The organism is Caballeronia sp. AZ7_KS35 (genome assembly GCF_023631045.1).
Classification (GTDB): domain Bacteria; phylum Pseudomonadota; class Gammaproteobacteria; order Burkholderiales; family Burkholderiaceae; genus Caballeronia; species Caballeronia zhejiangensis.
In genome coordinates this window covers 86,852-100,879 of the sequence record NZ_JALQDV010000047.1, presented here as the reverse complement: position 1 = coordinate 100,879, position 14,028 = coordinate 86,852, and the positions used below count along the sequence as shown (strand labels likewise).

Genomic DNA, 14,028 nt, shown 5'->3' with positions numbered 1-14,028 from the left:
AAAAATCGCCCCGTTCGCTGAGGCGGATCACAATTTCCACCCCGGTCGCCACAATTTCCGCCTCGTGCGGCCCAATTTGCGGCGCCGTCCGCACAAAAAGCGCCCTAGGCGTCACAAAAAGCGCCTCTATCCACAGGGTTGCGTGTTGATTTTTAAGGGAAATGGGTGGCGCTGTTTGTTGGTGGGTGGGTTTAGGTTTACAAAAAGACTGAACTGACATCGACTGAGTTTACGCTCGCTGCGGCGAATGAATTTCGTTAAGTCGTTGAATCTAATATAGAAAAGCGGATGAGAGCGAACCGCACAAAAACCGCCCCCGGGGTGGTTTTTGTGCGGACGCCGCAGTGATTTCACGATGCTAAGGATTCAACTCGTTCTTCGCCGTCTACTCAATTCAGGGCACTGAGCGGCCTATTTAGAAAAGAACGAAAAATCAAGGGGTTGGATATACACCGCTGGCCGATCGGTTAAAACTCGACGCAATACAACCTTGTTTACGCGTATTCGTGTATTCTGCGCTTCGACGTCAATACTTGGAGAAAGCGCAGAATGGCAAACGTAGGCACGCTACCTATGGAAGACCGGAAGGTTACGCTCCGCGAAGTTGCTGAGTTCGCGGATAACCTGGAACCCTTCTCGGATAACCTTCGTGAACAGATTCTGGCGCCGCGTCCGCGTAAGCTCGCGCCGTTCTATACGATTAGCGAACTGGCCGAGATGTGCAATCTGACTCGGCAGCAGATTCAATATCTGGTCACGAAGGGCGAAGGCGGGCTTCCGACAGGCACGCTGAACGGCAGCGGCCGCAGCCGGACATTTACTCTGCCTGAAGTGCGCGTCTGGGTGAAGATGGCTTCCGATATCTACCAGACCCGGCTCGACGACAGCAACGGCACCTTCAGAGGCAAGGTGCTGACAACGGCTCAGTTGAAGGGCGGCTCCGCTAAAACCACAACGACGGTTTGCCTCGCACAGGCTCTGACGCTTCTTGGCCGCAAAGTATTGCTCATCGACCTCGATCCGCAAGCTTCGGCTTCGGAGTTGTGCGGTCTCTATGCCGAAAAGGAAATCTCCGGCGACGACACCGTGCTGCCCTATATCTACGATCAAAACGTAGAGGGCGGTCTCGGTGCGAGCGTGCAATCGACGTATTGGGATGGCCTCGACATCATCCCCGGCCATACATTCTTATATGGAGCGGAGTTCTTGCTGCCGGCTCGCCAGAAGACCATTCAGGGCTACCGATTCTGGGCGGTTTTGCGCGAGGGTCTCGAGCCATTGCGCTCGCAGTATGACTACATCCTGATCGATACGTCACCGTCGCTGTCGTATATGAATTTGAACGCGCTGCTCGCCGCCGACGCGCTCGTCATGCCGATGATTCCCGAGAATCTCGACTTCATTAGTTCGCTCGCGTTCTGGCGACTCTTCTCGGATGTTGCCGAAGACTTCCTTCCTTACGAGGAGGATAAGGTCTACGACTTCATCTCTATTTTGTTGTCGAAGGTGGATTACGGCAAGACGTCGTCCGCGCCGGTTGTTCGGCAATGGGCGCAAAGCGCATACGGGCGCTGGCTCGACCCGTTCGAGATTCCGGCCAGCTCGGTCATGAGCGGAGGCGCGCTTTCCTTCTCGACGGCACTCGACGTGGTCAGCACGCATTCAACGGCGAAGTCGCTTCAGCGAGTGCGGCAGCCCATGATGCAATATGCCAAATGGCTGGATGATATGTTCGTCAAATCGTGGAGGGAGTCGGCATGAGTAATAACATCCGAGAACAACTCATGGCCAAGACGGCCAACCTGCCGAAGCCCGCGGATTTCAAAGGCGAGAACAAAAAGGATAAGACCACTCGTGGCCCGCAGACGATGCCGGGAATCACGAGTGCGCTAGCTGCTGCACAGCTTCGGATCCAGGAACTCGAAGCCCGAGGTGTCGACACAGAAATCTCGGTCGATGCGATCGTGCCGAATCCATGGCAACCGCGTCGTCAATTCAACGAAGGCAAGCTTTCCGAGTTGGCGCGGTCGATCGGTGAGGTTGGGCTGTTGCAGGCGGTAACGGTTCGACGAGTCGGAGAATCGTTCCAACTCGTTGCGGGCGAACGACGCTGGCGCGCACATAAGCTGATCAACAAGGCGACTGTTCGCGCAGTTGTGATCGACTGCACGGATCAGGACATGGCGGCTTTGGCGTTGATGGAAAACGTGACGCGCGATGATCTGTCTGATTATGAAATCGCCATCGCGATTCGTCGTGCGGAAGCGGAATTTCCGAACCGAACGCGGCTCGCGGAAGCTATGGGCATTACTCGTAGCGACCTGTATCGGTTTCTTGCATATGATGCGCTCCCGGACTTCGTGAAGCGGGATCTGGATTTGAACCCGTCCGTGCTCGGAGCATCGTCGGCTCAGGATATCGCGAACGCACTGAAGAAGACGGGCGAACATGGACTCAAGGTGCTGCAAGAATTATGGCCGATGGTGCTGTCGGGCGACCTGGTTCAGACGAAGGTTGCGCCGAGTTTGAATGCACAGGCCAGCCGTGGAGAATCGGCGACGGATGCCGGTGGGCGGAGCATCCTGAAGATCTTCGCCGGAAAGGTCCAAGCCGGGAGCATCACGAAGGATGTCAAGGGACTGACCTTCAAGTTCAAAGCCGGAGTGATGACAGAGGAGCAGGAAAGTCAACTTAGAGAACACATAGGGAAGATGTTCTCGATTCGGTCTGAGTGATTTTTTGAACCCGCCTCGGCGGGTTTCTATGGGCGACAAACCAAGTTTCGCGTGACGAAAGATCAAGGTCGAGAGTGGCATGTGTCCGAATTCGGACACATGTCCGGGTTCGAGCGCGTAGGCACGATGCGCGACCATTGTTGCCAACGACCTTGGTGTCCGAATTCGGACACATGCCCCGGTTCGACGGCGTAGGCAGGATGCGAGACCATCGTTGCCAGCGACCTCAGTGTCCGAATTCGGACATGTATGGCCGGCTTGCCCGCCGTGGGCTGCAGGCGAGGCCTTCGCTAACGGGCCTCGATCGCATGACGGAGCGCACCAGCCGAAAAATGTCTTCCGCTCCGACAGCGCGACCGTACCGAGCGATCCGAATCCGGGAAGGCGCGACGCTGCTCAGCCGTGTTCGGGACTCGAGGCCACCGATCACTTCGCTCCTCACCAGCGGAAGCCGTTGCACGCTGAGTGTCCGAATTCGGACACTCAGTGGGAGACGAGAACATCAAAACTCACGCAGTGAGTACATCGATTGGACAGCATACGACGACGAATCTCCGGCAATCGGTACGCGTGGAGGAATGCTCTGCCCGCGCCTGTGCTCCTCGCGTCTATTCGCGAACACCGCCATCTTCATTCACACCCCAAGCCGACGGACCGCGACCTTCTGCTTGCGACCGCGGAAAGCGGAAGTGCTCGACGGCACTCGAAAATGAAAAACGCTGAGTACGTCCCTGTCTCGCCCAATGAGGCGCGCCGACGCCGTTACCGCTGTTAAACCTGCAACCCGCCTTGGCGCCCGATTGCCATTAGCTGAAGTGAATGGCGAGGGTCGAGGAGGAGTGGTGATTCTTTATCGTTGCCGCCAGAGACAAGAGCGGACCATGCGACGCTATCCAAACTGGTCCATTCGCCACGCCATACCTTGTAGTTAGCGTGCATGGATAACGAATGTCCGCGGACTGACTCAACGGTGGCTCAGGACCATCGCAAGGCGAACAAAATCGGTGCTCGGTGCGGCCGGCCGATCATTCGTGGCTAGCCAAAGACCAATGCGCCAACGTGACGGGTATCGAAACCTCTACTCGTGCGTGGAACAAAGCGGACCACAATAGCATTCAAAAAACCAATTAAAAATCAATTGGTTATATAAACAAACTCAACTTGTTTCACGAAAAGAGGTCCACCGAACAGTCCGGATCATCGCGAAGCAGCCCGGTCGCCAAGTCTGAACGCCCGAAAGACACCCGCAACTCGCCGTCTGTATCAAACACTACATAATCCGTAAAGTTCAAGTCGTCGACCATTGAAAATCACCATAATCCGACCGAGCCAAATCACGCGATACGTTATATCATCTCGCCGTTCACAGCGGAAACGTTATAACATCACATCCAGCGACCGTGTTCAATCCAAACCCAACATCAATGCCCGCCCGCGCCCTCAACGTCCTGCCTTGGACGGCGCTCCTAATCACAACTGCGGCCAGCGCCCAATCTCAACCGATAAACGACACATCGCTCCAACCGATCTTCGTAACCGCGAACCCGCTAGGCTCAAACGCTTTGGCATCCCCGACAAGCGTCCTCGACGGCACTGCCCTCACACTGCGACGCGCCGACTCCCTCGGCGAAACCCTGAACGGACTCCCCGGAGTCTCGACGACAACCTACGGTCCGATGGTCGGAAGGCCGATCATCCGCGGCATGGACGGGGACCGAATCCGCTTGCTGCAGAACGGCGTCGCGGCTTACGACGCATCGTCGTTGTCCTACGACCACGCCGTGCCGCAAGAATCGCTCTCAGTGGAACGGGTGGAAATCGTGCGTGGGCCGGCGGCGTTGCTCTACGGCGGGAACGCGATCGGCGGAGTAGTGAATACGATCGACAACCGCATCCCGCGCGACCCGATCAAAGGCGTGTCGGGACAAGTCGATGCCAGCTACGGCGGCGCCAACGATGCCCGCGCCGGCGCCGCCCAAGTCGAAGGCGGAAATGGCCGATTCGCCTTCCACGTCGATGCCTTCGATCGCGAGACGAGTAACGAGCGCATCCCCGGATTCGCGCACTCGGATGGTCAACGCGCGCTCGACGGCCCCGATGTCGCGCAACCCTACGGCAGCATCCCGAACAGTGACGGCCGCTGGCACGGCGGCGCCGTCGGCTCGTCCTACACGTGGACGGACGGTTACGCGGGCATCAGCTACAACGGATACGAGGCGAACTATGGCTCGGTCGCCGAGGACGATGTGCGTCTTCGCATGCATCAGGATCACATCGCGGCGTCGTCGGAGATACGCAATCTGCAAGGCCCCTTCAGCCGGTTGAAGCTCGACTTCGCCTACACCGACTACGAGCACAAGGAGATCGACGACGGCGAGACCGGCACGATTTTCCGCAATCACGGATACGAGGCGCGCATCGAGGCCCGGCACCGGAAGATCGGTCCGCTCGATGGCGCGATCGGCGTGCAACTCGGCCAGAACACGTTCTCCGCGCTCGGCGATGAAGCGCTCGTGCCGACATCGCAGACGACGAACGCGGCGCTTTTCGGTCTGGAAGAGTGGACGGTCACGGATGCGCTGAAGTTGAGGATCGGCGCACGCTACGAACACGTGAACATCGATCCGACGTCGGGTGGAAACGAAAAATTCGCCGATTCCCCGAAGCGCGATTTCAACGCAGGCAGCGTCTCGGCCGGCGCGCTGTTCAAGCTGAACTCGGCGTGGAGCCTCGCCGGCAATGTCGCGTACACGGAACGCGCGCCCACGTACTACGAGCTTTACTCGAACGGTCCGCACGATGCGACCGGCCAATATCTGATCGGCAACCCTGACGCGCAAAAAGAAAAAGCGATCTCGACCGATTTGTCGATGCGCTTCGCGCGCGGCGCGAACAAGGCGAGCGCGGGCGTCTTCTACAGCCGCTTTCGCAACTATCTGACGGAATTCAACACCGGCCGGCTCGTCAACGACGACGATGAACCCGTCGCGCCCGGCACCGACGATGCGCTCAACGAAGCCGTCTATCGCGGCGTGCGCGCGGAGTTCTACGGCGTCGAACTGGACGGAACCTGGCGCGTCTTCGACAAGGGCGCGCAACGTCTCGATGTCGAAATCGTCGCGGACTACACGCACGCGCGCAACATCGATACCGGCGAGGCATTGCCACGCATCTCGCCGCTGCGCGCGACGCTCGCGCTCGACTACGCGTATGGGCCGTACGGCGCGAGAACCGAACTGGTTCACGCGTGGGCGCAGCATCGCGTGCCGGAAAACGAACTGCCGACCGCGAGCTACACCACGCTCGGCGTCATCCTGACGTACAAATTTCGCGTCGGCGCGACGAACTGGCTCGCCTTTCTGCGCGGTCAGAACCTGACTAATCAGGAAGTGCGCTACGCGAGCTCGGTCGTGCGGGACATCGCGCCGGAAGGCGGCCGCAGCGTGATGATCGGCTTGCGTACCGCCTTTTGACGGCGAACGCGAGCGTCAAACGCGCGCCGACTTGCGGGCTTGCGTCGACTGATACGGCTCGCCGGCCTTGAAGCGTTCGAGCCGTTCGCTCGCAACCGACAAGGCCGCGAGCGACGCGCGCCGCAACTGATGATCGTAGAGCGACACGATCGCCGCGATCCGCTCGAAGTCCTCGGGCGCGAGGATCCACGAACCGGACGTGCGTCCGATGTCGAAGACGGCGGCCATCGACTGATCCGCGAGCAGCAGTTCTTCGTGCGAGAAATCGCCGTGTCCCGCTTCGGCGAGGAACTTGGCGAGATAAATCGCCTCGGTGACATGCTGCGCCGGCGCGACGTCCGACGAACCCGAGCGCAACGCCGTCAGCGACATATGCGCCACGAGTGCGAGCTCGTCCGCCACTGCGCGCGGGATGGGAAGCAGCTGCGCTTTGCTGAGCCGCGCGCGCGTCGCTTGCGGCGAGCGCTGAAAAGGAATAGTGCGTGACATGCGAGGACCGATGAACGTTGACCTTTTCAGGTTAACGTTCATCGATCGTCGAATCTGAAGGGTGCCGGGCGCGTTCCTGTTCAAAATGTTCGACGACGGCGATCGCGCGCTCGCATTGATCGGCGTCCAGCGTGTGGATGCTGCATTTCTCCGGCTCGACGCCGATCGCCTGCGCGAGCCACTTCATGCCCTTGGAGCGCGCCTCGAAAACATTGCAGCCGTCGCGCCGGACCTTCGCCTGCACGAGCGGTTCGAGAACGGCGTGCAGTTTCACTTTGAGATCGCGCAGGCGGGCATCGGCGAGACGGCCGAGCGGGACGTTACGCGTGCTGCGTGGAAAGATGCCGATCCACGCCTGACAATCGGCGCACAACCAGAGCGGGCCGTGGTCTTCGCGATACGGATAGGCCTCGTCGCCCGCGCGCGTCAGGGTCGCGGGCGCGCCGCAGTAATCGCAATTCGGATGAGGCAGAGGTTTGACAGGTCGGCCGACACGCATCGTCGAAAATCCCGGGCGGGAAATCCAATATAGCAAAACCGTGCATCGTCTTCGAAACGCCACGCGATTGAAAGCTCGATGCATGCCGCGATATCGCAATCTGCTTAAGCAAGCGCGTTCGCGCAGATGCTGCCATGCGCGCCGGCCAAGGAAACCGCGGATCGGGAATTTACTTTTCCGATCCGCGGTATAGGGTAGGAGTGCGTGCTACCCGCCACGCGCTTTCGGGGCTTACAAGCCCCATCCTCAAGTTCGATCAGAAGCCCGGAAGGCGCGGCGTTTCGCGCTCGAAACCGGGTCCCAGCATGCGTGCCCGCGAGTTCGTCGCAGGCTTGCAGTCCTCAATCGGTTTCTTGACTCAAGAAGGTGATGGCGATGAGAGCAACTCTTCTATTGGCCGCATCGGCCGCAAGCGTCTTCGCGATGAGCGCCGTCGCGCAAACGCAGAACATGCAGATGGCGCCGGCCCAAGGCAGCACCGCGCAGCAGAATGCGCAAGACGGCAGCACGGCAACGAACGATTCCAGCTATGGCGGAGCGATGTCGACGAGCAAGTCCGGCAGCGCATCGCGCGATGCCTCGACGGGCAGCACGATGCAACTCTGCACGCCGGGCCTGAGCTGCAACATCTATAGCGGCCAGTAGCAATGTGCCGAAGGCGGCGGGGACGCCTTCGACGAATTCGATCCTCGTTCCATTTCGCAGTCCCCCAATGGCGGGGCTGAATCCCTCCCGATGCATGGTTTTTCCAGACGATCGTTCGGTCGATAGTTGAGCCCATCAAAAGACGGCCGCTCATCGGCCCCGCGTGGCGATGCTTCCACACGACAGACTCTTGTCCGCAGCGAAATCAAATAGTCAGCCACGCGGATCTCCGGGCTTCACATTCGTCGAGGCCACGTTCGTTCTCTATGCATAAGCCCATCTGGACAGCCGCGACCGCGCGGCCCGTAAGGAGGTACCCGAAATGAGATCCCAACAGACAAAGCGTGCGACGTTCCTCGCGATCACGATGCTCACGTGCGCCAGCACCTTCGCCGCGACTGCCGCGACCGACGCCGATCCGCTCGCGTTCACGGTTCAGACGCCAACGGGCGGAACGTCACGCCTCATTTACGCCGATGACGACGGCTGGCGCCTCGACGATCGCGATGCGAATCTGAAGCCGACGGAAGCGCGCATCACGCAGGCGTCGACGGAACCGCAAAAGGAAGCGTCGGCGGGCGAGCGGCCGATGACCGTGTTCATCGACGGTCCAACGGGCTTCACTTACGTATGGATACGCGATCAGGGATGGAAGTACGTCGGCCGAATCTCAGGACGCAATCATTGATTCGCGCAGCGCTTGCCGGCATCGTCGGCGTTTGGCTGGTCGCCCATGCTCACGCAGCGGCCGCAGCCGACAACTCGCTGATCGATGCATGGCGGGCCGTGCGCGTCGCCGACTGCGCGCGCTGCCATGGCAAGGATCATGAAGGACTCGCCGCGCCGTCGATCGTCGGCTTTGCGCGCACGCAGAGCCGCGAGCGCTTCATCGCCGCGATTCTCGACGGCAATCCGCCGTTGGGTATGCCGGCCTATCGCGGCAACGCGCTGATCGAGAATCACATCGACGCGATCTATCGCTACTTCGCGGCGCGCGCCGACGGCAGCATTGCGGCAGGCGCGGTGCCGGCGCGTGAGTCAGACGAGTCAGCTGACGCACCTACACTTAAACAGCGCGCTATCACTCCAGGCGCGAACGGAGGTTGATCGTGAACTCCCCTCAATCCGCCGGCGACGGCGCCGGCTGGACCGACAAGCTCGATGACGCCGCCACGCTCGCGATGCTCGTCACGGCGATCGGCGCGCAGCAGACGAAGCTGGCCGCGAGCAAACACACCGGGCTGAACGGACAGGTCGATCGAGCGCAACATCAGAAGTCATTGCTCCGCGCTTTCGGATTGCTTCGGATAGCTGATGATATTCCGGATGCCGCGCGATTCGGCCCCTTCGCGAAGCACCCGGCGACGTATCGCGCCGCATGCCGCATCTCCAACGGACAGCCGTGTCCGCAGCCGGACACGTCGCCGGACGTTCGCGGCATCGCGCTCAAGTTCTTCACGGAAGAGGGCGCCGAAACCGATCTGCTGATGACCAACGAAGGCGGTCGCTCACATGCGCGCGACGCCGCTCAGTTCATGGCGGTCGCCGATATCATCGTCGCGTTGCTTGCGGAAGGCACGGTGAGCGGGATCGCGCAGGGCTTGCGCGAGATGATGATGGCAAGACTCGGGCCCGTCGAGGGCGCGCGCATTCTGGCGATCCTTTTCAAGGAAACCAGAGTGCATCACGTCGACAGCCTGGCGACGGAGCATTACTGGGGATCGGTCGTGCAACTGGGGCAGGCGGCGATCAAGTATTCGCTGCATCCGCATCCGTCGACGTCCTCGGGGACGAACGCCGAGCGTCATGGCGACAACTATCTGCGCGCCGATATCTGCAATCGTCTGGAGCAAGGTCCGGTCAAGTGGCAACTCGGCGTGCAATTCTTCGTCGATGAAGAAACGACGCCCGTCAACGATGCATCCATCGCGTGGAAGTCGGATGTAGTGACCATCGGCGAACTCGAAATCGATGCACCGCCATCCGTCGACGACGAAGCGCGTATCGAACGGCTCGCGTTCAATCCGGCCAACGGCTTCGCGCCGCTCGGCATCACGCACGCACGCAAGGATGTCTACGCGGCGAGCGCCGCGAATCGCGAGGAGCGAGGTGTGCTGTCGAGCGAGGAAGCGAGAGCGTTGCTGGCAGCACGCTAGCGGACGAGCGTCGCGCGGCTGCGCAAGATCGCACGTCGCGCGTCGTTTTTCTCCGATAATGATGCCCATTTCAGAAGCGAGCGCTCGCGCCGGGCGCTGCATCGATATCGGAGCCCGCCATGCATCTTGCCGGCATGATCCTTCCGATCTTTGCCATCATTCTCACCGGATGGGTGGCGCGCGTGTCGGGCTACATGCCGCATGCGCTCGCGCCTTCCCTGATGCGCTTCGCTTATTACGTCGCGATGCCCGCGCTGGTTTTTCTGACCATCGCCGACGAGTCGCTTCGCTCGCTGCTCGAATGGCGCTTTCTCGCGGCGTTCGGCGGCGGCTCGATGATCTGCTTCGCCGCCGTGTTGCTCGTCGCGCGCATCGTGCGCGGCGCGAGTCTCGCATCCGCTGCGATGCTCGCCGCTGCCGTCGCGATGACCAACACCGGCTTCGTCGCACTGCCGATCCTGAAGACGCTCTACGGCAAGCCCGGCGTGCTCGCGGCGGCGGTCGCGACGGTGTTCGTCGGCGCGATCATGTTTCCTGTGCTTGTCGTGCTGGTCGAGATCGGCCGGATGGATGCATCGCGCAAGATCGATGTCACCGCGCTCGTTCGGCAGATCGCGACCAATCCCGTCATTCTCGCGACGATTTGCGGACTGCTGTGGTCCGTCGTCGGATTGACGCTGCCGGTTCCTGTCGCATCGTTTCTCACGATACTCGGCGAAGCACTGACGCCATGCGCGCTCTTCGCGATCGGTCTCGATCTCACGCTCGACGAGTTGCGCGGACGCGTCAATCTCTACGCGCTGTTGACCGCGCTCAAGCTCGCGATCGTGCCGCTCGTCGTGTACGCGCTGTGCCTCGCGACAAGACTTGGTCACGACGCGACCATCGCCGCGGTCGTGTGCGCCGCCGTGCCGACCGCGAAAAGCGCATACGTGCTTGCTTCGGAATACGACGTCGAGAAGGGCGTGGTCGGCGCGGTCATCTCGATGACCACGCTCTTTTCGATCGTCACCTTGCTCGCGTGGCTCTACGTGCTCTAGTTGCGATCACACGTCGCCGAGTTCTTCGTCGACGTTGCGCTCTTCGTCATCGGGCGGCGAAATGCCGAGTGCCTTGTCCCATTGCGGCTCGCTCAGATAGCGCTCGCGCAGGAAGTCGACGAACGCTTTCACCTTGGTTGTCGAACGATGCGAAGTCGGATACACCGCGGACAGCCACAACGGCGGCGCAGCGTAATCGGGCAGCACGCGCACGAGACGGCGTTCGAGCAGATCGCTGGCGGCGACCATCGTCGGCAGATAGACGACGCCCGCGCCCGCGCGCGCGAACTCGAGCAGCAGATGCACGCTATTGGTTTTAAGCACCGCGTTGAGCGCGATCTCATAGCACTCGTTGCCCTTCATGAGCGGCCAGTTGTCGCCCCACGGATAGTGCGCGTAACGCGCGAAATCGTGACGCAGCAAATCGAGCGGCGTCTCGATCGCAGGCTCTTCCTTGAGATACGCGGGCGTCGCGCACAATACGCCGCGCACCGGAAAGAGCTTGCGCTCGACGAGCAGGTTCGACGCGGGCGGATAAATCTGCAGAGCGAGATCGAAGCCTTCCTGCACGGGATCGATCACGCGATCGTTCACCGTCACGACGAACTCGATGCGCGGATGCGCCTCGCGAAACGCGATCAGCGCCTGCGAAAAGTGTCCGAGCGCGAAGCCGGGCAAGACATGAACGTTGAGCGTGCCACAGAGCGATTGCGTTTCGGGAATCGCGCGTCCCGACAGCTCGTTCACTTTCGACACGAGCAGCAGGCAATCCTGATAGTAGGATTCGCCGACTTCCGAAAGCCGCACGGCACGCGTCGAGCGATGAAACAGCGCGACGCCGAAGTGCTCCTCGAGTTGCTTCACACGCGACGTGACAACCGATTTCGCCACGCCGAGCTGCCGCGCCGCGCTCGCGAAACTCTGCGCTTCGGCTGCGCGAACGAAGGCCTCCATCGACATGAAGAGGTCCATGCTTCCTCCTGGCTTATCCCGCGGCTTTTCTATAGCGCAGTGGCGTGGTTCCGAGCCGTTTCGAAAAGAGCGCCGTCATGTGTTGCTGCGACGAAAATCCGCACGCGGCGGCGATATCGACAAGCGGCGCATCGTCCGCGCGCAACATGCGCGCAGCGGCGCCGATGCGCTTCTCCAGCACATAGCGATAGAGCGAATAACCGGTACGCGCCTTCACGCCATCGAAGACCGCGCGCACGGGCAGATCGAGCTCGGCGGCGATATCCGCGCAGGACAGGTTCTGATCGATGTTGTCGGCGACATAAGCTGCGAGCGTTGCGAATGTAGCGTCCGTCAGCGCCGATTTACGTTCGCGCGCGGCGCGTTCGAGATGACGCGTCGTTTCGATCCACGCGAGCGTAGCGACGCACTGCAGTTCCCACGGATCGATCTTGCCCGATCCGTCATGCGCTTTCTGACGCGCATAGCGCACGAGATGACGGATCGGATCGGCGTCGAGATTGCTGCGGCTGCCCGCGCGACGCAACGGTTCCGCGTTGCGATCGGCGATGCGGTCCACGAACGCATCGGCATATCGAAACGCGATGAAGCCATGCCGCACATCGTGCGCGTCGATACGCATGCTGCCGCCGCGCGGATGATACGCGGCCGTTTCCGCGCGAAACGTGAAGGGCGCGGCGGGGCCGTCGTCGTAGCGCGTATCGGAGACGATCGTGCCGAGCAGCAGGCAGATCATGTCTGACGAATTGCTCAATTCCAGCGAATAAGGTCGCGGGCCCGAGATGCAGTATTCGAGTCCCGGAACGCCCGCGAGCTTGCTGAAGCGGTCGATGCGAGCGGGCGCTGCAATGGCGCTCATCGTTACGTCTCCTTTTCTCGCGGCTTTCGATGCCGCTGTCCACGCGAGTATAGATGCGAGCGCAAAGCTCTTGCACGCGCGATGGGTCGCCGTTTGCGAACGCCGCGTGCGTGCTTTGTGCGTGGTGTAAACCCGCATCCGCCGGAATCTGTAATTTCCGAAACCTGAAAGACCGATACGCCGCGCCTTCGTAACGTTCGCTCATACGACACGAACGACCGGAGACGACGATGCAAATGCGGCACCCGAAATCAAAGATACGACGACGTCACGCATGCGCGCTCGCCATGCTTGGCGCAACCTGCACGATGGCCCACGCGTCGGGCATTCCCTTCGCGACGGACCGTCCGCAAACGTGGCAGTTCAGCAGCGACTTCGAAGGCACTTATGATTCCTTCGGCCAGAACCTCGAATGGAATCACGACAGCCGCGCATTCGATTCACACGGCAATCAGGTCGCGGGTCCGGGCACGAACACCTTCGTCGGGCTATCGACGTTCATCCACTACTGGAAAGTGCCGTCGCTGCCGCATGTCGGCTTCAACGCGAGCATCACGGTGCCCGCGATCCGCACGCAGGGCTCGCAATTCTCGGCAAGCGGCATTGGCGATCCGCTCGTCGGCGGGCTCGTCTGGTACAACCCCGCGCCCGCGACGACGCTCGGCTTTCAGACCTATGTACAAGTGCCCGTCGGGCAGAACGCGGTATCGACGAATACGTGGTCGTTCTGGCCGTCAGTCTTCTATGACGACTGGTACGGACACCTGAACGTAGACCTCCTGCTCGGCGGCATTCTGCGCGGACGCACGCTGCGCTCGGGTCAGGACGATCTGAGCCCGGGCAACACGTTCCATCTGAATTTGCGTGTCGGCTACAGCATCTCGCCGCCCGACAACCCCTTCGCGATTCCTTTCGTCGGCCTCGACTATCAGACGAGCGGGGGCACCTTCAATCAGACGGCGGGGATGCCGCTTTCCAACAGCGCGAGCCGCGAAACGACCGTGGGACTCGGCGTGCTGTTCCAGTTCAAGCCGAATAGCCTGCCGTTCCTGCACCAGAAGATGTACGACCAGCTTTCGATCCAATACCAACACTCGGTTTCGGGCCGCAACACCACGCTCACCAACGGAATTCTCGTGCAGGCGTGGCACTACTGGTGA

13 protein-coding genes are annotated in these 14,028 nt (G+C 60.9%); 9 read left to right on the top strand and 4 right to left on the bottom strand.

Going from position 1 to position 14,028, the window contains the following annotated elements:
- Nucleotides 1-549: 549 nt before the first annotated feature.
- From NCT05_RS29305 to NCT05_RS29295, 3 genes are all read left to right on the top strand, one after another.
- Nucleotides 550-1,761 (top strand): ParA family protein, encoded by a 1,212-nt coding sequence (locus tag NCT05_RS29305; RefSeq protein ID WP_033536892.1) that lies wholly within the window; start codon nt 550-552, stop codon nt 1,759-1,761.
- Nucleotides 1,758-2,735, top strand: a complete 978-nt coding sequence (locus tag NCT05_RS29300; RefSeq protein WP_034470099.1) for a ParB/RepB/Spo0J family partition protein — start codon at nt 1,758-1,760, stop codon at nt 2,733-2,735. Before NCT05_RS29305 ends, NCT05_RS29300 begins: the two co-directional genes overlap by 4 nt.
- A 1,424-nt stretch (nt 2,736-4,159) precedes the next feature.
- The gene (locus NCT05_RS29295) at nt 4,160-6,208 is read left to right on the top strand and encodes a TonB-dependent receptor (protein WP_250503812.1); all 2,049 of its coding nucleotides are present in this window, start codon (nt 4,160-4,162) and stop codon (nt 6,206-6,208) included.
- Nucleotides 6,209-6,223: 15 nt separating this feature from the next.
- Here the strand turns inward: NCT05_RS29295 and NCT05_RS29290 are convergent, their stop codons facing one another.
- Together NCT05_RS29290 and NCT05_RS29285 are read right to left on the bottom strand one after the other, a co-directional pair.
- On the bottom strand, nt 6,224-6,697 hold the full coding sequence (locus NCT05_RS29290) for a hypothetical protein (RefSeq protein WP_008346145.1): 474 nt from the start codon (nt 6,695-6,697) through the stop codon (nt 6,224-6,226).
- Between the two features lie 31 nt (nt 6,698-6,728).
- Complete coding sequence (locus NCT05_RS29285) at nt 6,729-7,196, bottom strand: zinc-finger-containing protein (RefSeq protein WP_175980297.1); 468 nt, start codon at nt 7,194-7,196, stop codon at nt 6,729-6,731.
- A 375-nt stretch (nt 7,197-7,571) separates the two neighbouring features.
- On the opposite strand from NCT05_RS29285, the gene NCT05_RS29280 reads away from it, so the two are divergent.
- The 5 genes from NCT05_RS29280 (at nt 7,572) to NCT05_RS29260 (ending at nt 11,037) form a co-directional block, all read left to right on the top strand.
- Nucleotides 7,572-7,841, top strand: a complete 270-nt coding sequence (locus tag NCT05_RS29280) for a hypothetical protein (RefSeq protein WP_250503811.1) — start codon at nt 7,572-7,574, stop codon at nt 7,839-7,841.
- A gap of 322 nt (nt 7,842-8,163) precedes the next feature.
- On the top strand, nt 8,164-8,529 hold the full coding sequence (locus NCT05_RS29275; RefSeq protein ID WP_250441626.1) for a hypothetical protein: 366 nt from the start codon (nt 8,164-8,166) through the stop codon (nt 8,527-8,529).
- Nucleotides 8,526-8,948 carry a c-type cytochrome gene (locus NCT05_RS29270; protein WP_008346138.1) on the top strand — a complete coding sequence of 141 codons (423 nt, stop codon included), beginning with the start codon at nt 8,526-8,528 and terminating at the stop codon, nt 8,946-8,948. The genes NCT05_RS29275 and NCT05_RS29270 overlap by 4 nt, the downstream gene beginning before the upstream one ends.
- Nucleotides 8,949-8,950: 2 nt before the next feature.
- The gene (locus NCT05_RS29265) at nt 8,951-9,997 is read left to right on the top strand and encodes a catalase (protein WP_250503810.1); all 1,047 of its coding nucleotides are present in this window, start codon (nt 8,951-8,953) and stop codon (nt 9,995-9,997) included.
- A 119-nt stretch (nt 9,998-10,116) separates the two neighbouring features.
- Nucleotides 10,117-11,037, top strand: coding sequence for an AEC family transporter (locus tag NCT05_RS29260; RefSeq protein ID WP_008346134.1), 921 nt, complete (start codon nt 10,117-10,119; stop codon nt 11,035-11,037).
- 6 nt (nt 11,038-11,043) lie between these two features.
- Here the strand turns inward: NCT05_RS29260 and NCT05_RS29255 are convergent, their stop codons facing one another.
- Nucleotides 11,044-12,009: a LysR family transcriptional regulator gene (locus tag NCT05_RS29255; protein WP_008346131.1), complete on the bottom strand. Its 966-nt coding sequence runs from the start codon at nt 12,007-12,009 to the stop codon at nt 11,044-11,046.
- A gap of 13 nt (nt 12,010-12,022) precedes the next feature.
- Nucleotides 12,023-12,868 (bottom strand): helix-turn-helix domain-containing protein, encoded by an 846-nt coding sequence (locus tag NCT05_RS29250; RefSeq protein WP_250437530.1) that lies wholly within the window; start codon nt 12,866-12,868, stop codon nt 12,023-12,025.
- Between the two features lie 287 nt (nt 12,869-13,155).
- Between NCT05_RS29250 and NCT05_RS29245 the strand changes: the two genes are divergently transcribed.
- Nucleotides 13,156-14,028, top strand: coding sequence for a transporter (locus NCT05_RS29245; RefSeq protein ID WP_033536889.1), 873 nt, complete (start codon nt 13,156-13,158; stop codon nt 14,026-14,028).